Origin of the sequence: Streptomyces sp. NPDC101225, assembly GCF_044767585.1 — a bacterium.
Lineage (GTDB): Bacteria > Actinomycetota > Actinomycetes > Streptomycetales > Streptomycetaceae > Streptomyces.
Genome location: NZ_JBIWOE010000001.1, coordinates 295750 through 320501 on the forward strand (window position 1 = coordinate 295750; position 24752 = coordinate 320501).

Here is a 24752-nt window from a genome sequence, read left to right on the forward strand (position 1 = left end):
CCCGTCACCCCGTCGATGACTTCCGGAGTCCCTGATGCCCAAGGCCGAACACCAGGACAGCAGCACCGTACTGACCGACGAGGAGCTGCGCACCCTGGATCTGCACTGGCGTGCCGCCAACTACCTTGCCGCCGGACAGATCTACCTCATGGCCAACCCGTTGCTGCGTGAGCCCCTCACACCCGAGCACATCAAGCCGCGGCTGCTCGGGCACTGGGGCACCTCACCCGGCCTGAACCTCGTGTACACCCACCTCAACCGTGTCATCAAGGCCCGCGGCATCGACGCCCTGTGCATCTGGGGGCCCGGCCACGGCGGCCCCTCCGTGCTGGCCAACTCCTGGCTGGAGGGCACCTACGCCGAGACATATCCGGACGTCGGCCGGGACGAGGCCGGCATGGAGCGGCTGTTCCGCCAGTTCTCCTTCCCCGGCGGGGTGCCGAGCCATGTCGCGCCGGAGACCCCCGGGTCCATCCACGAGGGCGGTGAACTGGGCTACTCGCTCTCGCACGCCTACGGCGCCGCCCTCGACAACCCCGACCTGCTGGTCGCCTGCGTGATCGGCGACGGCGAGGCGGAGACCGGGCCACTGGCCGCCTCCTGGCACTCCAACAAGTTCCTCGACCCCGTCCACGACGGTGCCGTCCTGCCCATCCTGCACCTCAACGGCTACAAGATCGCCAACCCGACGGTGCTGGCCCGGCTGCCCGAGCACGAACTCGACGAGCTGCTGCGCGGCTACGGGCACGCGCCGATCCACGTCAGCGGCGACGACCCGGCCACCGTGCACCGCGCGATGGCCCGGGCGATGGACACCGCGCTGGAGCGCATCACGCTGCTGCAGCGCTCGGCCCGCGAGGACGGGGTGGCGGAGCGCACGCACTGGCCGATGATCGTGCTGCGCACCCCGAAGGGCTGGACCGGCCCCGCCGAGGTCGACGGAGTGCCCGTGGAGGGCACCTGGCGCGCCCACCAGGTCCCGCTGGCCGGCGTGCGCGAGAACCCCGAGCACCTGCGGCAGCTGGAGCAGTGGCTGCGCTCGTACCGCCCGCAGGAGCTGTTCGACGCCGAAGGCCGTCCCGTCGCCGACGCCCTGGCCTGCGTCCCCGAGGGCGACCGCCGCCTCGGCGCCACCCCGCACGCCAACGGCGGCCTGCTCGTACGCGAACTGCCCATCCGCTCCCTGGACCGGTTCGCGGTACCCGTCGACAAGCCCGGCACGACGCTGCACGAGCCCACCCGGGTCCTCGGCGACCTCCTCGAAAAGGTCATGGAGGACACCGCCGCCCGGCGCGACTTCCGTGTCGTCGGCCCGGACGAGACCGCCTCCAACCGGCTGCAGGCCGTCTTCGACGCCAGCGGAAAGGCGTGGCAGGCCGAGCACCTGCCGGTGGACGAGCACCTCGACCGGCACGGGCGGGTGATGGAGATCCTCTCCGAGCACACCTGCCAGGGCTGGCTGGAGGGCTACCTCCTCACCGGCCGGCACGGCCTGTTCTCCTGCTACGAGGCCTTCGTGCACATCGTCGACTCCATGGTCAACCAGCACATCAAATGGCTGCGGACGTCGAGGCGGCTGCCCTGGCGCGCCCCGATCGCCTCCCTCAACTACCTGCTGACCTCGCACGTGTGGCGCCAGGACCACAACGGCTTCTCCCACCAGGACCCCGGCTTCGTCGACCACGTCCTCAACAAGAGCCCCGAGGTCGTCCGGGTCTACCTGCCGCCGGACGCCAACACCCTGCTGTCGGTCGCCGACCACGCGCTGCGCAGCCGCGACTACGTCAACGTGATCGTCGCCGGCAAGCAACCGTGCTTCGACTGGCTGTCCATGGACCAGGCCCGCGCCCACTGCGCCCGCGGCGCCGGCATCTGGGAGTGGGCGGGCAGCGAGAACGGCGGCGAACCGGACGTGGTCCTCGCCTGCGCCGGCGACGTGCCCACCCTGGAGGTGCTGGCCGCCGCCCAGCTGCTCCGCCGCCACCTGCCGGACCTCGCGGTCCGGGTGGTCAACGTCGTCGACATGGCCCGCCTGATGCCGCGCGAGGAACACCCGCACGGGATGAGCGACTTCGAGTACGACGGCCTGTTCACCGCCGACAAGCCGGTGATCTTCGCTTACCACGGCTACCCCTGGCTGATCCACCGCCTCGCCTACCGCCGCTCCGGCCACCGGAACCTGCATGTGCGCGGCTACAAGGAGTCCGGCACCACGACCACGCCGTTCGACATGGTCGTCCGCAACGACCTGGACCGCTACCGGCTGGTCATGGACGTCATCGACCGGGTGCCCGGACTCGCGGTGCGCGCCGCGGCCGTGCGCCAGCGCATGGAGGACGCCCGCCAGCGGCACCACGACTGGATCCGCGTGCACGGCACGGACCTGCCGGAGGTCGCGGACTGGACCTGGAACGGCTGACCCTGGAACGGCTGACCCGTGGCGACGGGACCCGGTGGCGGCCGGCGCGCCTCCACAGGGCCCCGTCGGCCCCCGCGGCGGGGACCGATCGGCCCATGTGGTGGCCCCGGTCGTGGCCGACGCTGAAGACAGGCGACGTCCCCGTGACGGCCGTCGTGCCGGCCCGGCGCACCAGGAGGCTCAGCCATGACCACCGCGATCACCCCCCGGACGACCAGGAAGCTCCCCGCCGTGTACCGGGGCAGGCTCATGAGCATGGCGCACGACGTGCGCTACCCGCCGGACACCCGCCTGTTCGTGGAGGGAGGCCGGGCCGATCACTTCTGGATCGTCGAGTCGGGCACCGTGGCCCTCGACACGAGGGTGCCCGGGCGCCGCGCGGCCGTCATCGACACCGTCGAATCGGGCGAACTCCTCGGCTGCTCGTGGCTCTACCGGCCCTACCGGTGGCGGTTCGGCGCCCGGACGGTGGGCCCGGTGCGGGCCCACGAGTTCGACGCGCGGGCGGTCCTGCGGATGTGCGAGGCCGATCCCGAGATGGGACGCTGGATCGCCCTGTGGGTCGGCGAGGCCGTCAACCGCAGGCTGAGCGCGGCCCGCGCCCGGCTGCTCGATCTGTACGCCCCCTACGGCAGCGGAGACCGGGGCTGAGACCGCGCCGGGCGACCGCGCCGCGCCACCGTTTCCGGGCGTATCGAGGGCGCTGACAAGAAAGCGCCGCTCTCAGAAGAAGCTGAGAACTTCCTGTGCCAGGGTGACGCGCCTGATCGAAAAAAATCATGCGTCCAACCTGTTGAAGGAAACCTATGAGCCTGGTAAACGGCCTGCCGGCGCACGTGCTGCTCGTGCATTTCGTCGTCGTCCTCGTCCCCCTGACCGCACTGGCACTCGTCGTGTGCGCGCTCTGGCCGGCGGCGGCGCGGCGCATGGGCGTCGTGCTGCCGCTGCTCGCCCTTGTCACGCTCGCGAGCGTGCCGCTCACCACCCAGGCGGGGGAGTGGCTGGAGGCACACGTCGACAGCAACTCCCTGGTACGCCGGCACGCCGAGCTCGGTGACGGGATGCTCCCGTGGGCGGGCGGCCTGCTCCTGCTGGCGGTCTTCGTCTGGTGGGCGACCCGCCGGACCGTCGCGTCCGCGGACGCGGACGGGGACGCGCGCGGCACACGCTGGACCGCCGCTCCGGTGCGCGTCGCGGCCGCCGTGCTGTCGGTCGTGATCGCCGCGGGAGCCGTCGTGGACGTCTACCGCATCGGTGACTCGGGGGCCAAGGCCGCCTGGCACAACGGCTACTCCAAGACGGCCTCCGGCGGCGAGGGCGACGGCGACTGACACGCCGCGGGCCCGTTCCCGCGGCGGCTCACTGGAAGACCGCGTGCACCTCGCCCGGAGTGGCGGTGTGGGAGACCACGAGGAGTTCGTCGCCCTCCCGCAGCTCCAGCTCCGGCGCGGGTGCCAGCGGATCCCCGGCGCGCACGACGGTGGCCACCACGATGCCGTGCGGTACGGCGATCTCCGCGAGCGTGTGCCCGGCGGCCCGGGAGTGCGGCCCGATGCTCGTCTCGATCACGTTGACGCCCGCCTTGCTCAGCCGCAGCAGGGCCACCGTGTCGCTCGCGCTGGTCGCCTCCTCGACCAGGGAGACCAGGGGCGCGGCGGCCGGTACGGCCGTGTCGACGCCCCAGCGCCCGTCGAAGAGCCAGGCGTTCTCGTCGTCGTTGACCCGTGCGATGACCCGGGGAACCTCGAACTGGCGCTTGGCGAGCAGGCTGACGACCAGATTGTCCTCGTCCTCGCCGGTGGTGGCGACGACCAGGTCGGCGGCGTGGGCGCCCGCGGCCTCCAGCACGGCCGGCTCGCAGGCGTCGCCGGCGCACAGCCGGGCGGGCACCCGGCCCTCCAGCGCGGCGACCCGCTCGTCGTCCCGGTCCACGAGCGTGACCTGGTTGCGGGCGGCGCCGAGCACCTGGGCGATCTGGGTGCCGAGGCGTCCGGCCCCGGCGACGATGACCTTCATGTGCCGAGCTCCTTGTCCAGGAAGCCGCGCAGCCGGCCCAGGGCGTCGGCGGCGACGGCGAACGTGACCAGATCGTCCGCCTCGGCGGCCGTGTGCGAGGCGGGCAGGAACGACCGTCCGCCGCGGGTCACCTCGACCACGCGGATCTCGCCGTCCACCTCCAGGCCGCCGAGCCGCCGGCCGGTGAGATAGGCGGGCAGCCGGGAGCGCACCAGCAGTGTCTCGCCGTTGCCGAAGTCCAGCTCCGGGGTGAGGTGGCGGTGCAGCAGCATCTGGTGCAGCTGGTGCACCGTCCAGCGCACGCTGGCGATCGTCGGGATGCCCAGGCCGCGGTAGATGTCGGCCCGCCGGGGATCGTAGATGCGGGCCAGCACGATCGGCACCCGGTAGGTCTCCTTCGCCGTGCGGGCGCTGACGATGTTGGTGTTGTCTCCCGAGGTGACGGCCACGAACGCGTCGGCGAGCGCGATGCCGGCGGACTCCAGCAGCGTCCGGCTGAAGCCGTTGCCGTGCAGGACCTGCCCGGCGAAGCCGGACGGCAGCAGCCGCCGGGTCCTCGGGTCGCGGTCGATGACGCGCACGTCGTGGCCCTCGTTGACCAGCTGGACCGCGAGCTGGGAACCCACCCGGCCGCAGCCCACCACGATGACCCTCATCGCGTCGCCTCCTTTCCGGTGACGGCGGGCGCGGACCTGCGGCGCGCCCACCACTTGCGGGCCTCCTCCGCGGCCAGCAGCAGGACGCCGAAACCGACGAGCACGGCCCAGTCGGCGGCGCTCAGGGCCGCGGTGTTGAACACGTCCTGCAGAACAGGCATGTAACTGATCGCGGCCATCAGCCCGATGCCGAAGCAACCCGCCGCGATCAGGCGGGGGTTGGAGAACACCCCGACGGTGAACACGCTCTGCCGGTCCGTGCGCACGGCCAGGGCGTTGAAGAACTGGCTCACCACGATCGCCGCCTGGGTGAGCGTGATGGCCTTGCGGTAGGCGGGGTCGTCGCCGGTGAAGTCCGCGTACGCGATCCCCGAGGCGTGCACCTGCCAGAAGAACACCGTGCACACGCCGATCGACTGCACGGCACCCAGGAACAGGAACCGGCGCACGAGTCCGGCGGAGAACAGCCGCTCGCGGCGCGAGCGGGGCGGGCGGTCCATCGTGTCCGGTTCGGGCGGCTCGGCGCCCAGCGCCAGGGCGGGCAGCACGTCCGAGCCGAGGTCGATGGCCAGGATCTGCACGGCGGTCAGCGGCACCAGCGGGAAGCCGGCGAAGGCCGCCGCGAGGATCGGGACGAGCTCGGCGATGTTGTGGCTGAAGAGGTAGGCGAGGAACTTGCGGATGTTGCGGTACACGGACCGCCCGAGTTCCACGGCCGCCGTGATGGAGGCGAACGAGTCGTCCAGCAGCACCATTTCGGAGGCCTCGCGGGCGACGTCGGTGCCGGTGGCTCCCATGGACACGCCGATGTCGGCGTGCTTGAGGGCGGGGGCGTCGTTGGCCCCGTCCCCGGTGACCGCCACCACCTCGCCGCGCGCCTGCAGCGCCCCCACCACGCGCATCTTGTGTTCCGGGCTGACCCGGCACAGCAGCAACTGCCCGGGTGCCGCGAGCAGTTGGTCCAGCGCGGCCGCGTCCATGGCGTCCAGCCCGGGGCCGGTCACGACGGTCGGCGCGGGACCGGACACGATGCCGACGCGGCGGGCGATCGCCTCCGCCGTCAGCGGGTGGTCACCGGTCACCATCACGATCCGGATGCCGGCCCGGTGGCAGGCCCGCACGGCCTCGGCGACCTCGGGCCTGGGCGGGTCGAGCATGCCGATCAGGCCGAGGAGGACCAGATCCGACTCGGCCTCCTGCGCCGTGCGCGGCGGCCCGTCCACCGGGCGGACGGCCACCGCCAGCACCCGCAGCCCCGCTGCCGCCATCGTGTCGTCGGCCGCGACAACGCCGTCCCGCAGCGGGCCGTCGAGCGCGTGCTCGGCGGAGCGCAGCCGGATGCGCCGGCACCGGGCGAGCACCTCCTGCGGCGCGCCCTTGACGCACAGGACGTCACCGGTGGGTGTCCGGTGGACGGTGCTCATCAGCTTGCGCACGGGATCGAAGGGGAACTCGCCGATGCGCGGCGCCGCGTCCCGCTCCGCGGCCGGGTGCAGACCCGCCTTGGCCGCCGCGACGAGGATCGCGCCCTCCGTGGTGTCGCCGAGCACCCGCCAGCCCTCCGGCCCCGCCGGGGGCACCAGCCGCGCGTCCGTGCACAGCGCCGCGCTGCGCAGCAGTTCACCGAGATCCTCCGCGCCGGCCACGACGCCGGCCGGCGCGTACCCCACGCCGGACACCTCGTGCCACGTCCCGTCGCTCCAGATCCGGGTGACCGTCATCTCCGCCTGGGTGAGGGTGCCGGTCTTGTCCGTGCAGACCACGGTGGTCGAGCCCAGGGCCTCCACCGCCAGCAGCTTCTTGACCAGGGCCTGCCGGCGGGCCATCCGCCGCACCCCGATGGCCAGGGACACCGACAGGGTCGCGGGCAGCCCCTCGGGCACCAGGGCGACCATCACCCCGAGCGCGAAGACGAAGGCCGACACCAGGGGCTGCCCGGTCTGCAGGCGCAGCGCGAACATGCCCGCGCCGATCGCCACGGCCAGAGCCGCCACCCGCCGTGCCATCACGGCGACCTCGCGCTGCAGGGGTGTCCTCTGGCGCGGGGCCTCGTCGGTGAGCCGGAAGATCCTGCCGAACTCCGTCGCCGCCCCGGTCGCGTAGACGACCGCCTTGCCCGACCCGGCCACCACCGTGGTGCCCATGAAGACGCAGTTGCGGGAGTCGAGGGCGGTGTCGGCCGCGGTCGGCCCGCCGACCCGGCCGACCGCCGAACTCTCCCCGGTCAGCGGCGCGTTGTTCACCGACAGACCGTGCGCGGCGACCACCCGGCAGTCCGCGGAGACCGCGTCGCCCGCCTCCAGGACGACGAGGTCGCCCGGCACCAGCGCGGCGGACGGCGGCTCCAGGAGCTCCCCGTCCCGCAGCACCCGGCAGGTGTGCGGCACCATGGCCTGCAGCGTCTGGGCGGTCCGCTCGGCCGAGTACTCCTGGGCGAAGCCGATCACCGCGTTCAGCACCACGACGCCCAGGATCGCGAAGGCCAGCTGCAGGTTGCCGGCGTCGCGGGGGTCCTGCAGCGCGTAGGCGAGGAACGTCAGCGCCGACGCCGCGATCAGCACCAGGGCGAAGAGATCGGTGAACTGGGCGAGGAAATGGCGCCACACGCCCTTGCGGCGCGGGCGGGGCAACTCGTTGGGACCGTACGTTCCCTGCCGTTCACCCGCCTCGGCGGCGGACAGCCCGCGCGGCGAGCCGCCGAACGCCGTGAACACCTCGTCCGTACGCAGCCGTTGCACCGGCGGGGCCGGTGTGCCGGACGGCGGCGCACCGTCCGCCGCCGGGGCGCCGCGGGCGCCCGGAAGACTCGCTGTGGGACGACTCGGCACCGGACCCCCAGGCTGGTCGGACGGCTCTCCCCTCCACGCTTCGCCGCGGGAGCCGGGGCCCGCCATGGGCCACCCGGCCCGCAGGAGGGGGCGGACCTGCCCTGTCACGGCCTGCCCTGTCACGGCCTGCCGCGTCACGGCCTCGACCAACCCGCCTCGCCCCGCCGCGCGGACGCCTCGCCCGGCGCGGCGCCGCGCTCAGTGCCCCGGCGCCGCCAGCTCGATCTCGACCCGTGGCGGCAGGCACAGCGTGTTGTGCACGGTGCAGTGCGAAACCACCGCGCGCAGGGCCTCATGCCGCTGGTCGGACAGTGCGGGCGGGGGAGTGACGGTGACCCGCAGCGACTCCACCCGGGCCGGCGGGTCGGATGCCGTCGTGAACTCCGTGTGCACCCGCAGTCCGCCACGGGGCAGGCCGTGCCGCGCGAGATAACGGCCCGCGTAGAAGGCCACGCAGGTGGCGAGGGACGCGGCGAACAGCTCGACCGGTGTGGGCGCCACGTCCGTGCCGCCCGCCTCGGTGGGCTGGTCCACCAGCAGCCGATGGCCGCGGATGTCGACGTCGTAGGCGTCGCCGTGGACGTGGGTGACGTCGAGGCGGTACCTGCCGGGGGTCTGCCGGACGGTCTCCGTCGCGGTGTGGGTCATGGCCGGTCCTTCCTGGTCGGCGTCGGCGGCTCCACCCGAAGGGCGCGCCGGGGCTCAGACCGCCGTGAGGTGGTCCGCCACCTCGAGCACGTCCGGAATGCGTGCCACCGCGTCGGTCAGCCGCGGTACGAGGTCCGCGGCGAGCGAACCGGTGAGGGTGACGACCCCGTGCCTGACCTGCACGCCCACGTTCCTCGGATCGACCTCCAGCTCCTCGCGCAGCACGTGGGAGACGATCTCCGCCCGGAGGGCCGCGTCGTCCCGCACCAGGGCGTGCAGCAGCTCGCCGCGGCTGACCACGCCCACGAGGCGGTCCTTGTGATCGGTCACGTACACCTGCCTGATCCGGGAGCGGGCCGCGGTACGGGCCGCCTCGACGACGGGCGTCCACGGGTGCACCGTGAGCGCCGGTGCCGTCATCAGCGCGGCGGCCGTGATACCGGCGCCCAGGCCCCGCTGGCGGCGGCCGAGCAACTTCCCCAGCGTGCCGGTGTGTTCGTCCGCGGTGGCGAGGGTGGCCGCTTCGGCCAGCAGATCGGACTCCGCGACCACGCCGACGACGTGCCGGGAGGCGTCCACGACGGGAACCGCCCCCAGCTGCTCGCGGGCGAGCATGCGGGCGACGTCCGCGAACGGCGTGTCGGGGGTGACCCCGGTCGCGGTCCGCCGCGCGATGTGGCCGATCTGAAGCTCCGAGATCGTCCCCGGAGGCGGCACGTCCCGCCGGGCCGGGCCGGTCATGGTGCGCGGGGCGGGCGGCAGCCGGTCGGCGTGCGACTCGTGCGAGGCCATGGCCTGCAGATAGCGCACCATCAGGTTCTGGCGGGATTCCTCGGCGGGCTTGGGGGCGGCGGTGGGCACCGAACGGCGTGCCTCCACCGATGCCGCGCCTGCTTCCCGGGCGTCATGGTCGCTCATGGCAGCCTCCCGTGGTCCGCGCGCAACGCGTCTCCTGTACTCACCATCGCGCCCGCGCCGCCGGCGGGCACAGGGCCGCCCGGCCCCTTCCGCAGGTCAAACGGCCCCTGTGGGCCGCCACGCCGTTTTCGTAGCGTGAAAGCAGGCCACCAGCGGACGCCGTGGTCGGGCTCGGAGGTCGTCATGCCTGGATTCCGCGAGTTCCTCGCGCGCTTCCGGCCGGCCGGTTCACCCGGCCCCGCCGTCGGCGGCGCCGTGCCCGCGGACCGGTCCGCCGAACTCGCCGCCGAGCTGAGGCCCCCGCTCGCGCTTCTGGACGACACCGCCGCCGAGGCCGCCGCGCTGCGCGAGACGGCGGCGCGGGACGCCGCGACACGTCGGCGTACGGCGGCACGGCGGGCCGAGCGCATCGTGCGGACCGCGCGGGAACAGGCCCCGGAGGTCAGGCGGGCGACCGCGGCCCGGCTCGGCGAGGAGGCCTCCGCCGCGGCGGCCCGCGCGGACGCCGAGGCGGCGCGGGCCGTGGCGCGGATGCGGGAGCGCGCACTCGGCCGCACCCACGACCTGGCCGAACGTCTGGCGGCCCGGACCGTTCGCGAACTGACCGCTGCGCCCGACGCCGGGCCGGACGGACCGCACAGGGGAACGCCATGGGCGCCGGATGGGTCGCCGGGGTGACCCGGGCCGAGGCCATGGCCGCCGGCCGCGCCGGACCCGCGACGGCGCGGCGCCTGGCCGCGGCACCCGGCCTGCCGGACGCCCTGCGGGCGCTGGCCGCCACCCCCTACCGCCGCGGGATCGACGTCGAGGCGGGTATCGCCGAGGCCCAACGGGCGGTCGCGGAGAACCTGTTGTGGCAGCTGCGGGTACTGGCCGGCTGGCAGCCACGGCCCGGCTCCGCCGCCGTACGCCTGCTCGCGTCGCCCTTCGAGATCGCGAACACCCGCGCCCGGCTGCGCGCCCTGGCGGGCGCGCCGCAGCCGCCGCCCTACCGGCTGGGGGCGCTGTCGACGGTCTGGCCCCGGCTGTCCCGGGCCGGCAGCCCGGCCGAGCTGCGGTCCGAACTCGCCGCCTCCCCGTGGGGGGACCCCGGCTCCGAGTCGCCCGCGGCGGTGATCGCCGCCATGCGGTGGTCGGCGGCCGCCCGCACCGCGGCGAACGTCCCGTCGGCCGCCCGCTGGGCGGCGGGCGAGGCCGCCCTGCTGTGGGCCCGTGAGGCCTTCGTGGCCGGTCGCCGGCCGACCACCCGGCACGCGATCCGGCTGCTCGGCACGGCGGCCGTGCGGGCGACCGCCTTCGGCGCGTTCCGCGCCGGCCTGACGGCGCCGGCCAAGTGGGCGCTGGAAGGCGTCGAGACGCCCGGCGACCTGTGGCGGGCCGAGGCGCGCTGGTGGAGCACGGTCGAGCGCGACGGCCTGCGGCTGCTGCACGAGGCACGTTTCGACACGACACCCGTCGTGGGCGCGGTGGCGGTGCTCGGCACCGACGCCTGGCGTGTGCGCGCGGGGCTGGAGTGCGCCGCGCAGGGCGGCCGGGGGCTGGAGGCTTTCGATGAACTTCTGGGCTGATCGGACGGCTCCGGCGCGTGTGCGGCCGGCGGGGTGTCGTCCGTGCCGCGCGGGGCGGCCGGGCGCCGGAGGTCCACGATGAACTCCTGGGCCGACTCCCTGACACCGGCGCGCATGGACCGGGTGGCCGTCGTCGCCCCCCGCGCCGTGCTCCGGGACGCCCTGGTGTGCGTGGCGGACGCGGGCTGCGTCGAACTCGACGGAGCCGGTGAGCCGGGGCACGGCAGGCCCGGACCCGCTGCCCGCCGGCTCCAGGCGCTCGGTCCGGGCCCCGTCCGCCCCCTGCTGTCCGCCACGGCACCCGACCTCGACGCACTCGGGGCCGCGGGCCGGGCCGACCTGCTCGCGGGGGAGGCCCAACTGGAGGCGTACCGGGAGGCGGCGGTGCGGCACGGCACCGTCGCCGCGCTGGCCGGATGGTGCCCGGCGGCCGAGGTGCCGCGCCTGTCCGCCCGGCTGGCGTACACCGGAGGCGCCCTCGTGCCGCTGCGCGCGCCCCGCGGCATCGACCCGCCGACCCGGCTCCGGGACACGAGCACGGTCCGCCGCTCCCTCGTCCCGCTGGTGCGCACCTACGGCACCGTCCCGTATGCCGACGTCGACCCCACCGTGCCCGCCGGGATCGCCTACGTCGCCATGTTCGGGATGATGTTCGGCGACGCCGGCCACGGCCTCCTGCTCCTGCTCGGCGCGCTCCTGCTGCGGACCGGCCGGCCACGCCGCCTGGCGTCCCTGCGCCCCGTCTGGCCGTTCCTGGCCGGAGCGGGGGTGACGAGCACCCTCGCGGGACTCGCGTACGGCGAATTCTTCGGCCCCACCGGCGTGCTGCCGGTGCTGTGGCTCAACCCCCTCGACGAACCCCTGCGGTTGCTCGCCGCCGCGATCGCCGTGGGCGCGGTCCTGCTCGCCCTCGCGTACGCGGCGGGCATCGTCAACCGCTGGCGCGAGGGCGGCCCGAGCCGTGCCCTGTACGCCGCGTCCGGCATCGCGGGAGCCGCGGTCTTCCTCGGCCTCGCGCTCCTCGCGGCGGGCACCGCGGGCCACGCACGCGTCCTCGCCGCGGGCGGCGCGCTGCTCGCCCTCGCCGGGCTGGCGCTGGCCGGCACCGGGCTGTTCACGGCCTCCGGCGGCGGCGCCTCGGGCGCCCTGCAGACCGGGGTCCAGCTCTTCGACGTGGTGATCCGCATCGGCTCCAACACGGTGTCCTTCGCCCGGCTCGCGGCCTTCGGCCTCACCCACGCGGCCCTGGGCGCCATCGTCTGGCAGGGGACCACGGCACTGACCGGTTCCGGGCCCGCGGGCGTGGTCGCCGGGTGTCTCGTCCTGCTGCTCGGCAACGCGCTCGCCTTCGCCCTGGAGGCGCTCGTCGCCGGCGTACAGGCCCTGCGCCTGGAGTTCTACGAGCTGTTCTCCCGGGTCTTCGACGCCGAGGGCCGGCCCTTCCGCCCCTGGCACGTGCCCACCCAGGCACCGTCCGTGCCCCCAGCCACCCCACCCGCCATGGAGGTGACCACATGATCGCCTGGCTGATCGCGCTCCCCGTGCTCGTCGTGGCGTTCGCCGGGACCCGACGTCTGCTGCGCCGCCGCGACAAGGCGGCGCTGCGGTGGGTCCTCGCGGCGGACGCGGCGCTGTTCTCCGGGGCCCTCGCGCTCCTGCTCGTCGCCCTGAGCGGCGGCGCGGCACAGGCGCACACCGCCACGGCCGCCGCGGCCCAGAGCTCCGGCTCGGGCTCGGCGGCCCTGATCGGCGCCGCGATCGCGGTCGCCGGCGCCTCGATCGGTGCCGCGATCGCCGTGGCGTACACGGGTGCCGCGGCCATCGCGGCGCTCAGCGAACGGCCCGAGCTGTTCGGCCGGGCCATGGTCATCGTCGGCCTCGCCGAAGGCATCGCGATCTACGGCCTGGTCGTCGCCATCATCCTGATCGGAAAGTCCTGACCATGACGCACGTGGCAGCGATCGGCGAGCGGCAGCGCGTGATCGGGCTGGCGACGGCGGGTGTCGTCGTCCTCCCGGCGGAGAACCCGGAGGCGGTGCGGGCGGCCTGGAGCGGCCTCCCGGCGGAGGTGGGCCTGGTGATCCTCACGCCCGCCGCGGCCGCCGCGCTCGGACCCGGAGCACGCGACGCCCAGGACCCGCTCACCGCGGTGATGCCGTCATGAGGACTCCTCCGCTGCCCGCCGCCGCCTCGCCGGCGCTCGACCCGGTACGGGCCCGGCTCCTGCGGGACGCCGCGCAGGACGCCGACGCCCTGCTCGCGGCGGCCGCCGAGGACGCCCGGGCCACCGTCCTGGCGGCGCAGACGCAGGCGTCCGCCGTCCTCGCCGAGGCCCGCGGCCAGGGCGCTCACGACGCCGAGGTCTCCGGCGCCGCCGCCCGCAACCGGGTCCGGCGCGCCGCACGGTCGAGGGAGCTCGCCGCCCGCCGGGAGATCTGGGAGGACCTGTGCCGGCAGGTCGTGGACCGTGTCGAGGCACTGCGCGGCACCGCCGCGTACCCCGCCGTGCGCCGGCGCCTGACCGCGTATGTACGGCAGGTGCTGGGGCCCGACGCGCGGATCACGGAGGCGCCCGGCGGAGGGGTCGTCGGCGACGCCCCCGGGCGCCGGCTCGACTGCGGCCTGGCCGCGATCGCCCAGCGGGCGCTGGACCGGGCCGGCGGGGAGGTGGACCGGCTGTGGGCACCGTGACGTCCACGCGGCACGTCACCGGCCGCATCCTGCGGGTCGCCGGCCCGCTGGTGCAGGCCGAGCACGTCGGCGGCACCGCCATGCACGACCTCGTCGCCCTGGGCGAGGAGGAACTGCCCGGCGAGGTCGTCGCGATCCGCGACGCGGTCATCACGATCCAGGCGTACGAGTACACGGGCGGCCTCGCCCCCGGGATGCCCTGCCGCCCGCTGGGCCGGCCGCTGTCCGCGGCGCTCGGTCCCGGCCTGCTCGGCGGCATCTTCGACGGACTGCTGCGCCCCCTGCGGACGGCCGGGGCCTGGCTGGAACCCGGGGCCGGCGGCCGGAGCGGACGCCCCGGGCCCACCTGGGCGTTCACGCCGCGGGCCGCCGAGGGCGAGCAGCTCGCGCCGGGAGACGTCCTCGGCGAGATCCACGACGCCGGGCCCGTGCCGCTTCCGGTGCTCGTCCCGCCCGGCTGCGCGGGACGGGTGGAACGGATCGCCGCCGCGGGCCGCCTCGCCGCCGACGACGACGTCGCCACGGTGGCGGGGACCGTGGTCCCGCTGACCACCCGGTGGCCCGTGCGCACACCGCGGCCGGTCCGCGAACGCCTGCGCAGCACCCGGGCGCTGAACACCGGCCAGCGCGTCATCGACCTGCTCTTCCCGGTGGCGCTGGGCAGCACGGTCGCCGTCCCCGGCGGCTTCGGCACCGGCAAGACCGTGCTGCTCCAGCAGATCGCCAAGTGGTGCGACGCGGACGTCATCGTCTACGTCGGATGCGGCGAGCGCGGCAACGAGATGGCCGACGTCATCGAGGAGTTCGGCGCGCTCACCGACCCGCGCACCGGCGGGCGCCTCGCCGACCGGACGGTGATCGTCGCCAACACCTCCAACATGCCGATGATGGCCCGCGAGGCCAGCATCCACAGCGGGGTGACGGTCGCCGAGTACTTCCGCGACATGGGCCTGGACGTGGTGGTCATCGCCGACTCCACCTCCCGCTGGGCGGAGGCGCTGCGCGAGTTCGGCTCCCGCACCGGCGCCCTGCCCGCGGAGGAGGGCTACCCGGCCGGCCTCGCCTCGGCGATCGCGGCGTTCTACGAGCGCGCCGGCGCGGTCACCACCCTCGGCGGCCGCACCGGCTCCGTCACCGTGATCGGCGCGGTCTCCCCGCCCGGCGGCGACATGGCCGAGCCGGTCACCGCCCACACCCAGCGCTTCGTCCGCTGCCTGTGGACCCTCGACCGCGAACTCGCCTACGCCCGCCACTACCCGGCCGTCTCCTGGGCCGAGTCGTTCTCCCGCGACACCGAGGCGCTCGACGCGCACCGCGCCGCCACGGACGACCCGGACACGCCCGCCCGCCGCGCCCGGGTCGCGGGGCTGCTCGCCGAGGCCGACCGGCTGGCCGACCTGGTCGACCTGCTCGGCATCACCGCCCTGCCCGCGCGTGAACGCGTCAGCGTCCTGGGCGGGCGGCTGGTGCGCGAGGGCGTGCTCCAGCAGAGCGCGCTGTCCGAACGGGACGCCTACAGCGGTGCGAGGAAGACGGCCGCACTGGCCGAGGCGGTGCTGGCCGTCGTCGCCCGCTGCCACGAACTGGCCGACGCGGGAGTGCCGGCCGCCCACATCGAGGAGGCCGACTTCTCGCCCGTCCTGCGCGCCCGCGAGGAGGCGGGCCCGCACGACGCGGCGACCGTGGACACCCTGCGCGCGGACATGCTCGCCCGGCTCGGGGAGGTGTCGTGAACGACAGGCCCGACTGGGGCCGCGCCGAGTTCACGTCGGTGCGTGAGCTGAGCGGCCCGCTGGCGGTCATCGACAAGGTCGACGGCGTCGGCTGGGACGAGTTCGTCCAGTTCACGCTGGGGTCGGGGGAGCGGCGCCACGGTGTCGTGCTGGAGGTGGACCGGGGCACGGCCGTGGTCCAGGTGCTGGAGGACACCGCCGGCATGGACCCCGCGCGCGTCGGCGCCGTCTTCACCGGCTCTCCCCTGCGCATCCCCGTCGGTCCCGGCTGGCTGGGCCGGGTGTGCAACGGCCGCGGCGAGCCGCTCGACGGGGGCCCGCCCGTCTTCGGGGCCACCGCCTCGGCGGTCGCCGGCCGCCCGGTCAATCCCCTGCGCCGCGAGCCGCCCGCCGAGCCGGTGCTGACCGGCGTGAGCGCCGTCGACGCGCTCACCACACTGGTGCGGGGGCAGAAGCTCCCGGTCTTCTCGGCGGCCGGCCTGCCCCACCTCGAACTGGCGACGCAGATCGCCGCCCGGTCGACGGCCGGAGGGCAGCCGTTCTGCGTGGTCTTCGCCGCCATGGGGGTGACGCACCCGGACGCCGAGTTCGTGCGGGACGCGCTGGAGGAGCGGTCGGCCGCGGGCGAGCTGGTGCTGCTGCTCAACACCGCCGACGACCCCGTGATCGAGCGCATCCTCACCCCGCGCATCGCGCTCACCGTCGCCGAGCAGCTGGCGTTCGCCGAGGGCCGTCACGTCCTGGTGGTCATGACGGACATGACGAGCTACGCCGAGGCGCTGCGGGAGGTGTCCGCCGCCCGCGGCGAGACCCCGGCCCGCCGGGCCTACCCCGGCTACCTCTACAGCGACCTGGCCTCCCTCTACGAGCGCTGCGGCCGCATCCGCGGCCTGCCGGGGTCGGTCACCGTGCTGCCGGTGCTGACCATGCCGGCCGGTGACATCACGCACCCCGTCCCGGACCTCACCGGATACATCACGGAGGGGCAGATCGTGCTCTCCCGGCAGCTGCACGCCCGGGGTGTCTATCCGCCGGTCGACGCCCTGTCCTCGCTGTCCCGGCTGATGCGCAAGGGAGCCGGGCCCGGCCGTACCCGCGAGGACCATCTCGACGTCGCCGCCCAGCTGCTGTCCGCGCTGGCCCGCGCCCGGCAGGTCAGGGAACTGGCCGATCTCGTGGGCGAGGGATCCCTCGGCCCCGCCGACCGGACCTACCTGGACTTCGACGAGGCGTTCGCCCACGGCCTCGTGCACCAGGGGCGGGACGAACGGCGCACCCTGGAGCAGACGCTGGACCGCGCCTGGCAGGTGCTGCTCACCCTTCCGCGCAGCCAACTGGCCATGCTCCCGGCCGCGTTCCTCGACGCCCACGGCGCGGAGGAAGGCGGGTGAGACGATGGCCGAACCGCGTGTCCCGCCCGGCCGGGCCGGCCGGCTGCGCCTGCGCCGCAGCCTCGACGTCGCCAGGCGCGGGGCGGACCTGCTCGACCAGAAGCTGCGTGTCCTGCGGACCCGCCACGCGGAACTGCTGCGCGCCGAGCAGGACGCCGGCGAGCGCTGGCGGCAGCGGCTGGGGCAGGCCGAGCGATGGCTGCGGCGCGGGCTGCTGCTGAACGGCGAGGAGGCACTGGACACCACGGACTTCACCCGCCGCGCCGAGCTGGAGGTCTCCTGGGCCTCCACCATGGGGGTACGCCACCCGGGCAGCGTGACGTGCGCGGTGCCGCCCCGGGAGCCGGACGACCCCACGCCCGCGAACACCGCCCTCCTCCACGCCGAGGCCGCCTACGCCGAAGCGGTGCGGGCGGCGGCCGCCTACGCCGCCGCCCGGTCCGCTTCCCGCGCCGTCGGCGACGAGGTCGTCCGCACCCGGCGCCGGCTACGGGCCCTGCGCCGGCATTGGGTGCCGCGCCTGGAGACGGCCCTGGCCGCCGCGGACCGCGCACTGGAGCAGAGCGAGCACGAGGACGCCGTCCGCAGACGGTGGGCGGCGGGCGCGCGCGGCACGCCGGCCGACGGGCGGCCGGACCCCGCGGACCGGTGAGCCGGTCCCATGCCATTGATCGAATCTGTTCGCGGACGCCCGCTTGTGCGTGGGACGAGGCCACGGGGGATCGGTAGGCAATTCGTCGTCCACGTTTCGACCACGTTTTGGACAACGTGTGCCGATATCGTCGACCGGGAGCGCGGCGACACGTCACACTGAGCCACGGAGGGGGACGGGTGCGACGGGCCTGCGCCGGACGCACCATCCCACATGTCGCGCTGCTTTGGGGAAGGCGGCGTCAGGACCAAGTGGGGGATGCATGACGCAGTCGCTTCCGGGGCAACGCCCCGTCGGCGAGCAGGCGTTGACCGGGCGCGGGGGGCTTCCGGTCGTCATCGTGGGTGCGGGGCCGTACGGTCTCTCGGTGGCCGCGCATCTGCGGGCAGCGGGCGTGCCGGTGCGCGTCTTCGGTGAAGTGCTGGGCAGTTGGCGGCACGCGATGGCCACCGGGATGTTCCTGAAATCGACTCCGGACGCCACCGACCTCTCGGCGCCGGGGCCGGGCGGCCGGCTGGCGGACTTCCGCCGGGTTCACGGCGAGCCGGAGCTGACCGAGCTCACACCGATCCCGTGCGACGTCTTCGTGCGCTACGGGATGTGGTTCCAGAAGCAGTACGTGGGGGAGGTGGACCAGGCCCGGGTGACCGCCGTCGACCGGCCCGGACCCGGAGCGGCCTTCCTCGTCCGCCTCGACGACGGACGGGAGATCGAGGCGGCGGCGGTCGTGGCCGCCACCGGCCTCAACGGCCTCGCCCACATCCCCGCGGAGCTGCGGCGGCTCGCCCCGGACGGCCCGGGCAGGGACGCCCTGGTCTCCCACACCAGCCAGCACACCGACCTGTCGTACTACGCCGGCCGGCGCGTCGTCGTGATCGGGGGCGGGCAGTCGGCGCTGGAGAGCGCCGCCCTGCTGCACGAGGCCGGTGCGAAGGCCCAGGTCCTGGTGCGCGAGCCGCGGGTGCTGTGGGGGATGAAGCCGGACCTCGCCCGGCCCTTGACGGAGCGGGTGGCCAAACCCGCCTCGCCGCTGGGCACCGGCTGGATCCTGGCGGCGGTCTGCAAGGCCCCGGGCGGGGTGCGCCGGATGCCCGCGGCGGCACGCCTGCTGCTCTTCCGCCGGGCGCTCGGGCCCTCGGGCGGCTGGTGGCTGCGGGAGAGGGTCGAGGGCATCGTCGCGGTCCGTACCTCCTGCCGCGTCGTGGGTGCCGAAGCGGTACGGGCCGGGGTGCGCCTGGAGGTCGACGGGCCGGGCGGACCCGGCACCATGACCGTCGATCACGTGCTGGCGGCGACCGGCTACCGGCTCGACCTGGACGCGGTGCCGTTCCTGTCGGCCGCGGTCCGTGACTCCGTGGTGTGCGTGCGCGGTTCGAGGGCCCCGCACCTCTCGGCGGCCCTCGAATCGTCGGTGCCGGGCCTGTACTTCACCGGATCGCTCGCCGCGCCCATGTTCGGCCCGATGATGCGGTTCGTCGCCGGGACCGAGTTCGCCGCCACACGCATCGCCCGGCACCTCTGCCGTGCGCCCGCGCCCGGCCGGGACCGCTGAGCTCCCGCCACCCGCGCCCCCTCCGTGCCGGCGGACCGACGGCCGGTCGCGGAGGTGGCCGGGTGGCCTCGGCGCCCGCGGGTGAGCGGTGCGCCGCGGGCCGTGCGCGGGCTCAGGACCTTCCGCGCGCGGTGATGCGGCTGCGCACCCCGTAGGCGGCGACTCCCAGGAGCAGTACGGCCGCTCCCCAGGCCACCGAGGAGGCGGGCAGGGTGAAGGCGAGGACCAGACAGCCGGCCAGCCCGACGACGGGGACGACCCGCGGCGGCCGGTTCTCCCGCTCGGTCAGGGTCCACGCGCAGGCGTTGGCCACGGCGTAGTAGGTGAGCACGCCGAAGGAGGAGAACCCGATGGCGCCGCGTACGTCCGTGGTGGCGGCGAGGACGGCCACGACCGCACCGACCAGGAGTTCGGCGCGGTGGGGGACCTTGAACCGGGGGTGCACGGCGGACAGGACATGGGGCAGACGGCGGTCCCGGGACAGGGCCAGCGTGGTGCGCGAGACGCCCAGGATCAGGGCGAGCAGCGACCCGAGGGCGGCCACCGCCGCACCCGCCCGCACGACCGGGGCCAGGCCCGGCGCTCCGGCCTGCCGCACGGCTTCGGCCAGCGGCGCACTCTCCCCGGCCGGCCGCGCGGGACCGAGGACGAGGAGCACGGACACGGCGACCGCCGCGTACACGACGAGGGTGATGCCCAGGGCGAGGGGGATCGCCCGCGGAATCGTGCGCGCGGGGTCGCGCACCTCCTCGGCCAGGGTGGCGATGCGCGCGTACCCGGCGAAGGCGAAGAACAGCAGACCCGCGGCCTGCAGCACGCCGCGGACGGAGGTGTCCGGGCCGGTGTCCAGCCGTCCGGCGCGGGCGTCGGCCGAGGTCAGGCAGGCGACGACCACCGCCGCCAGCACCACCAGGACCACGGCCACGATCGCCCGGGTCAGCCACGCCGCCTTCTGCACGCCCACGTAGTCGACCGCGGTCAGGGCCACGACCGCGGCCACCGCGACGCCGTGCGCCTGCTCCGGCCACACGTACGACCCCACGGTCAGCGCCATCGCCGCGCACGACGCGGTCTTGCCCACCACGAATCCCCAGCCGGCGACATACCCCCAGAACGCGCCCAGCCGTTCGCGGCCGTACACGTACGTCCCTCCGGACTGCGGATGGCGGGCGGCGAGCCGGGCCGAGGACGTGGCGTTGCAGTAGGCCACCACGGCCGCGACCGCCAGCCCCACCAGCAGTCCCGACCCCGCCGCCCGCGCGGCCGGCGCCAGCGCGGCGAAGATGCCCGCGCCGATCATCGACCCCAGCCCGATGACCACGGCGTCGAAGACACCGAGCCGCCGCTCCAGCTCAGCCGTCCTGCCGCCCCGCGACGCCTGGCCCATGCCCCACCCGCCCCCTGTCGCCCTCCGCCGTCGCCCGACCATATACAGCGGGGTCGAACGCGAGGTGACCGGTGAACCATTCGCGGGCCAGCGCCGCGACCGTGGGCAGGGTGCCCGGCTCCTCGAAGAGATGACCGGCACCGGGGACGACGGCGATGCGGTGGTCGCAGTGCATCCAGTCGGCGGCCAGCCGGTTCAGGCTCAGGACCCGCGTGTCGAGCGAGCCGACGACGAACAGCGTGGGGGCCCGCACGTGCGCCAGCGCGGCGGGCGAGGCCAGATCGGGGCGGCCGCCGCGGGAGACGACCGCGCGGATGGCAGGGTCCACCGCGGCGGCCTGCAGCGCGGCGGCCGCGCCGGTGCTGGCCCCGAAGTAGGCGACGGGCAGGCCGGTCTCACGGCGCAGCCAGTCCGCGGCGGCGCGCAGCCGCCTGGCCAGCAGGACGATGTCGAAGGTGTTGTGCCGGTCGCCCTCCTCGTCCTCGGTGAGCAGGTCCAGCAGCAGGGTGCCCAGGCCCGCCCGGTCCAGGACGTCGGCGACGTACCGGTTGCGCGGGCTGTGGCGGCTGCTGCCGCTGCCGTGCGCGAACACCACGACGGCCGGTGCCTCCTCGGGCAGGACGAACCGCGCGGCCAGCCGCACATGGCGCGTGGGAATCTCGATCTCCCGGTGCCGGGGCGGGCGTTCGGCAGCGGGCGGGGAGTCGGCGGGCGGGGAAGTGGTGGGCGGGGAAGTGGCGGGTGGTGGAGTGGCGGGTGGTGGGGCAGGGGGACGGGACGCGGCCGGCGGTGCGGGCCGGACGGCCCGGTGCAGCAGGGCGGCCACCTGCGTGTCCGGGACCTGGGTGAAGTCGCGGTACCAGGCGCCGACCGAGCCGAAGAAGCGCGGCGAGTGCAGACAGACCACCTCGTCGGCCGTGCGGCGCAGACGCAGCACGGTCCGCTCCGTCCCCACCGGTACGGCCAGCACGACCCGGCTCGCCCCCTGACCGCGGACCACGCGGCACGCGGCCTCGGCGGTGGCGCCGGTGGCCAGCCCGTCGTCCACCACCACGACGCTCCGCCCGGCCACGGGCACGGGCACACGGTCGCGGCGGTAGCGCTCCGACTGCCGTTCCACCTCGGCCCGTTGGACCCGCTCCACCGTCTGCCGCTCGTCCGGTCCCAGCCCCGCCTCCTCGATCACGTCGTCGTTGAGCACGAGGACCCCGTGCTCCCCCACGGCACCGAAGGCCAGCTCGGGCTGCCGGGGCACGCCCAGCTTCCGTACCACGAGGACGTCCAATGGAGCGTCGAGCTCCCGTGCCACCTCGAAGGCCACGGGTACCCCGCCCCTGGGCAGTCCCAGGACGGCGACGTCCTGGCCGCGCAGGTGTGCCAGCAGGGGCGCCAGCCGGCGTCCCGCATCCGTACGGTCGTCGAATCGCATGGTCACCGCCTCGTTCGCGCTCGGCGGGGCGGAGGCCGCCCCGTTGTCCGCCCCGCACCGACCAGCCTGGTACGGGACAGGTCGCGCCGTCATGAGGCCATCGACCCCGGATCATGGGCCGGTACGGGACCGGAACCGGGACCGAACGGCCCAGCCGTCAGCGCGTCAGGTCGTCGGCGATCCCGGACGTCCAGGCGTCCACGGCGGCCCAGTCGCGGTAGTCGCCGAACCGGCCGCCGACCAGGCGGAACATCAGGCGCCCGGTGAACGGCAGCTGCTCCGGGGCGATGACACCCGAGAAGAGGCGATGGCCGCGGTAGGGCAGCTCGCCGGGCAGGCTCTCCACGATCACCGGCTCCTCCTTGGGCCCAAGGCGCTTCCAGGGCCCGTGCAGCGCGGCCGGCATCCCGACGCTGAAGATCCACACCGGGCGGGTGCCGAGGATGTCCGCGTTGTCGCGCAGGAAGTCCTTGGCCGGCTCGAGCCAGGTCTGCCCGTGCACCGCGCTGCCGAGGACGAAGGCGGTGTAGGCGTCGGCGTCGTCGACCGTCCCCAGCTCCCTGGCCTCCACCCGCAGACCGGCCTTGTCCAGTCCGGCCGCCACACGGTCGGCCATCCCGCGCGTCGAGCCGTGGGCGGTCGCGTATCCCACCAGGACGTCCATGGGTCATCACCTCGTGTCGATCGCGCGGTCCCGCGCGTTCCGGTTCGTCCGGTGCCCCCGGGTGACGCCGGCCGTGTGCAGTGACCTGGCGCCCCGTCGGCCCTCGGGGGGACGCTCCGGCCGCTCGGGGGCGGGCACCACGACGACGGGCACCGTGGAGTGGCGCAGGCACTCGCGGCCCACCGGGCCCACCCCCCGCGCCTCCCCCTGCTCGCGGGGCCCGCGGCCCAGGGCGAGCAGCAGCGCCCCGCGCGCCTGCTGCAGCAGGACCCGCGCGGGTGGGCCCTCCGCCAGCACGGCGTGCGTGCCGGTGCCCGGGTGCGGGCCGAAGACGGCGCGCACGGTGGCGGCGAGTACCTCGGCGGCCCGTGCGCGCTGCTCCGTCGGGGTGGGGCGCGCGGAGACGGGTGCGTAGGGGGCGAACCCGCTGGCCGGCTCCCAGGCGTGCACGGCGACCAGCTCGACGCCGAGGGCGTGCGCCTGTTCAACGGCCCAGCGCAGCGCGGCGCGTGAGGCCGCGGAACCGTCGACGCCCACGACGATGCCCTTGTCATCGGCGCATCCGGACACGGCTGCCTCCTCACAGATCTCCCCTGAAAGGCCTTCGATCCCACCGTGCCGCGCGCCGGAGGGCCGTCGCGCGGGCCGAAGGGCCCGGGGCCGGTGTCCGAGGGGCCCTGTCCGGCGGCGGGGCCGCACTCTCACGCCCGCGGCCGGGTCGTCGCCGTCAGCCAGGTCAGCGCCCTGCTGACGTCGGCGAGGGTGACGATGCCGACGAGGTGCCCGGTGTCGAGGACCAGGGCCCGGCGGTCCCGGCTCGCCTCCAGACGCGGGATCAGGTCCACGACCGGCTCGTCGGGGGACGCGGTCGCGACGTCCGTGAGGGGACGCATCACATCGGCGATCGTGGTCGCCGAACGGGCCTGCAGGGGGACCCGGTCGACGAGCCGCACCGTGACCAGTCCGGCCGGCGTGCCGTCCGCGGCGAGCACCGGGAACGCGGAGTGACGGTAGGCGCCGAACGGCCCCTCGGCCAGGAACGCGAGGACGGTCGTCGAGTCGTGGACCGTGACCGGGTCGCGGGTCATCACCTGACGGACCGGCAGCCCGGCCAGTACGCCGCCCAGCTCGGCCCGGCGGGCCTCCTCGGTGGCGGCGGTGATCAGGAACCAGCCGATCAGCGCGGACCACAGTCCCGACAGGCTGCCCTGGAAGAGCACCGCGGCGAAGCCGGCCACGACCAGGAACCAGCCCACGGCGCGTCCGCCCGCCGAGGCACTGCGGGTGGCCCGGACCGGATCGCCGGTGCGGTGCCACAGATACGCCCGCAGCAGGCGTCCGCCGTCCAGCGGGGCGGCGGGAACGGCGTTGAACACCGCCAGGACGACGTTGATCGCGGCCAGCCAGGCGGCCGCCTCCACGACCAGGCCGGAGACGCCCATCGCGTCCAGCCACAGGGCCAGGCCGGTGAACGCCGCGCCCAGCACCGCACTGGTCAGCGGGCCCACACCGGCGATGCGCAGCTCCGCCGCCGGGGTGGGCGCCTCGCTGCGCAGCCGGGCGACGCCGCCGAGCATCCACAGGGTGATGCCGTCGACCTGGACGCCGTTGCGCCGGGCGACGACCGCGTGCGCGAGCTCGTGGGCCAGCAGCGAGGCGAGGAAGACCAGCGCCGTCAGCAGCGCCAGGACGTCGTAGGCCCAGGCGGAGTGGCCCGGGTGGGCGTCCGGGAACCGTCCGCCCGCGAGCATCACGGTCACGAGGCCGACGATGACGAGCACGCTCCAGTGCAGACCGACCCGGACACCGGCGATCCGCCCCAGCGGCAGGGTCTCCTTCATCGCACCCCCTTCGGTCAGTCCGGCGCGTCCAGGCACTGCGCGGCCAGCTCCCGCATCCGCTGCTCCTTGGCGCGCAGCCGCCTGCCCTCCGCCCGCCAGCGGCGGCGGGCCAAGGGGCGCAGGCGGTGGGGCTCGCGCCGCCGCCAGTCGTGCAGGGCGATCACGGTGCACGCGTCCTCGACCACCAGCACCATCACACTGGGCAGCCGCAGCGCCGCCTCCACGCCGACGGTGCGCCGGGCACAGGGCAGGTGCACAACGGTGGCGGGACGTCCGGACGACCGCCGCGAGGGAACCGTGCTCATGGGGGTCACCTCCGAGACCTTCGCGACGCCCTCGGCCTCTGCCGCGGGACGGGG

The 24752-nt window shown here is 75.2% G+C and carries 24 protein-coding genes; 13 read left to right on the top strand and 11 right to left on the bottom strand.

The window, feature by feature from the left end; translation table 11 throughout:
* Positions 1-34: 34 nt before the first annotated feature.
* The 3 genes from ACIRPX_RS01390 to ACIRPX_RS01400 all read left to right on the top strand — a co-directional run bounded on the left by ACIRPX_RS01390 (position 35) and on the right by ACIRPX_RS01400 (position 3750).
* Complete coding sequence (locus tag ACIRPX_RS01390) at positions 35-2419, top strand: phosphoketolase (protein ID WP_404187210.1); 2385 nt, start codon at positions 35-37, stop codon at positions 2417-2419.
* A 186-nt stretch (positions 2420-2605) separates the two neighbouring features.
* Complete coding sequence (locus tag ACIRPX_RS01395; protein WP_404187211.1) at positions 2606-3070, top strand: Crp/Fnr family transcriptional regulator; 465 nt, start codon at positions 2606-2608, stop codon at positions 3068-3070.
* Between the two features lie 155 nt (positions 3071-3225).
* Positions 3226-3750, top strand: coding sequence for a DUF2231 domain-containing protein (locus ACIRPX_RS01400; RefSeq protein WP_404187212.1), 525 nt, complete (start codon positions 3226-3228; stop codon positions 3748-3750).
* 28 nt (positions 3751-3778) lie between these two features.
* On the opposite strand, the gene ACIRPX_RS01405 is transcribed toward ACIRPX_RS01400, so the two are convergent.
* From ACIRPX_RS01405 to ACIRPX_RS01425, 5 genes are all read right to left on the bottom strand, one after another.
* Complete coding sequence (locus ACIRPX_RS01405) at positions 3779-4435, bottom strand: potassium channel family protein (RefSeq protein WP_404187213.1); 657 nt, start codon at positions 4433-4435, stop codon at positions 3779-3781.
* Entirely contained in the window at positions 4432-5091 is a 660-nt protein-coding gene (locus ACIRPX_RS01410; RefSeq protein ID WP_404187214.1) for a potassium channel family protein, read from the bottom strand. The genes ACIRPX_RS01405 and ACIRPX_RS01410 overlap by 4 nt, the downstream gene beginning before the upstream one ends.
* Complete coding sequence (locus ACIRPX_RS01415) at positions 5088-7829, bottom strand: cation-translocating P-type ATPase (RefSeq protein WP_404187215.1); 2742 nt, start codon at positions 7827-7829, stop codon at positions 5088-5090. Before ACIRPX_RS01415 ends, ACIRPX_RS01410 begins: the two co-directional genes overlap by 4 nt.
* 288 nt (positions 7830-8117) lie before the next feature.
* Positions 8118-8567, bottom strand: coding sequence for an OsmC family protein (locus tag ACIRPX_RS01420; protein WP_404187216.1), 450 nt, complete (start codon positions 8565-8567; stop codon positions 8118-8120).
* 54 nt (positions 8568-8621) lie between these two features.
* A complete protein-coding gene (locus ACIRPX_RS01425; protein WP_404187217.1) occupies positions 8622-9485 on the bottom strand; it encodes a CBS domain-containing protein in 864 nt (287 codons plus the stop codon).
* A 183-nt stretch (positions 9486-9668) separates the two neighbouring features.
* On the opposite strand from ACIRPX_RS01425, the gene ACIRPX_RS01430 reads away from it, so the two are divergent.
* From ACIRPX_RS01430 to ACIRPX_RS01475, 10 genes are all read left to right on the top strand, one after another.
* Entirely contained in the window at positions 9669-10163 is a 495-nt protein-coding gene (locus tag ACIRPX_RS01430; RefSeq protein WP_404187218.1) for a hypothetical protein, read from the top strand.
* Entirely contained in the window at positions 10136-11053 is a 918-nt protein-coding gene (locus tag ACIRPX_RS01435) for a hypothetical protein (RefSeq protein WP_404187219.1), read from the top strand. The genes ACIRPX_RS01430 and ACIRPX_RS01435 overlap by 28 nt, the downstream gene beginning before the upstream one ends.
* 78 nt (positions 11054-11131) lie before the next feature.
* The gene (locus ACIRPX_RS01440; RefSeq protein WP_404187220.1) at positions 11132-12571 is read left to right on the top strand and encodes a V-type ATPase 116kDa subunit family protein; all 1440 of its coding nucleotides are present in this window, start codon (positions 11132-11134) and stop codon (positions 12569-12571) included.
* On the top strand, positions 12568-12993 hold the full coding sequence (locus ACIRPX_RS01445; protein ID WP_404187221.1) for an ATP synthase subunit C: 426 nt from the start codon (positions 12568-12570) through the stop codon (positions 12991-12993). The genes ACIRPX_RS01440 and ACIRPX_RS01445 overlap by 4 nt, the downstream gene beginning before the upstream one ends.
* A 2-nt stretch (positions 12994-12995) precedes the next feature.
* Positions 12996-13217, top strand: coding sequence for a hypothetical protein (locus ACIRPX_RS01450; protein WP_404187222.1), 222 nt, complete (start codon positions 12996-12998; stop codon positions 13215-13217).
* Positions 13214-13744: a hypothetical protein gene (locus ACIRPX_RS01455; protein WP_404187223.1), complete on the top strand. Its 531-nt coding sequence runs from the start codon at positions 13214-13216 to the stop codon at positions 13742-13744. Before ACIRPX_RS01450 ends, ACIRPX_RS01455 begins: the two co-directional genes overlap by 4 nt.
* Positions 13732-15477 (top strand): V-type ATP synthase subunit A, encoded by a 1746-nt coding sequence (locus ACIRPX_RS01460; protein ID WP_404187224.1) that lies wholly within the window; start codon positions 13732-13734, stop codon positions 15475-15477. Before ACIRPX_RS01455 ends, ACIRPX_RS01460 begins: the two co-directional genes overlap by 13 nt.
* A complete protein-coding gene (locus ACIRPX_RS01465) occupies positions 15474-16868 on the top strand; it encodes a V-type ATP synthase subunit B (RefSeq protein ID WP_404187225.1) in 1395 nt (464 codons plus the stop codon). Before ACIRPX_RS01460 ends, ACIRPX_RS01465 begins: the two co-directional genes overlap by 4 nt.
* 4 nt (positions 16869-16872) lie before the next feature.
* Positions 16873-17520 carry a V-type ATP synthase subunit D gene (locus tag ACIRPX_RS01470; RefSeq protein WP_404187226.1) on the top strand — a complete coding sequence of 216 codons (648 nt, stop codon included), beginning with the start codon at positions 16873-16875 and terminating at the stop codon, positions 17518-17520.
* Between the two features lie 262 nt (positions 17521-17782).
* Positions 17783-19072, top strand: coding sequence for an FAD-dependent oxidoreductase (locus ACIRPX_RS01475; protein WP_404187227.1), 1290 nt, complete (start codon positions 17783-17785; stop codon positions 19070-19072).
* Between the two features lie 112 nt (positions 19073-19184).
* Here ACIRPX_RS01475 and ACIRPX_RS01480 read toward each other — a convergent pair whose 3' ends face one another.
* The 6 genes from ACIRPX_RS01480 to ACIRPX_RS01505 form a co-directional block, all read right to left on the bottom strand.
* Positions 19185-20459 (bottom strand): APC family permease, encoded by a 1275-nt coding sequence (locus ACIRPX_RS01480; RefSeq protein WP_404187228.1) that lies wholly within the window; start codon positions 20457-20459, stop codon positions 19185-19187.
* A complete protein-coding gene (locus ACIRPX_RS01485) occupies positions 20425-21888 on the bottom strand; it encodes a phosphoribosyltransferase family protein (protein WP_404187229.1) in 1464 nt (487 codons plus the stop codon). The genes ACIRPX_RS01480 and ACIRPX_RS01485 overlap by 35 nt, the downstream gene beginning before the upstream one ends.
* A gap of 157 nt (positions 21889-22045) precedes the next feature.
* Positions 22046-22552 carry a flavodoxin domain-containing protein gene (locus ACIRPX_RS01490; protein WP_404187230.1) on the bottom strand — a complete coding sequence of 169 codons (507 nt, stop codon included), beginning with the start codon at positions 22550-22552 and terminating at the stop codon, positions 22046-22048.
* Positions 22553-22558: 6 nt separating this feature from the next.
* Positions 22559-23122, bottom strand: a complete 564-nt coding sequence (locus tag ACIRPX_RS01495) for a universal stress protein (RefSeq protein WP_404187231.1) — start codon at positions 23120-23122, stop codon at positions 22559-22561.
* 131 nt (positions 23123-23253) lie between these two features.
* Entirely contained in the window at positions 23254-24393 is a 1140-nt protein-coding gene (locus ACIRPX_RS01500) for a site-2 protease family protein (protein ID WP_404187232.1), read from the bottom strand.
* Between the two features lie 14 nt (positions 24394-24407).
* Positions 24408-24698: a hypothetical protein gene (locus tag ACIRPX_RS01505; protein ID WP_404187233.1), complete on the bottom strand. Its 291-nt coding sequence runs from the start codon at positions 24696-24698 to the stop codon at positions 24408-24410.
* Positions 24699-24752 lie beyond the last annotated feature (54 nt).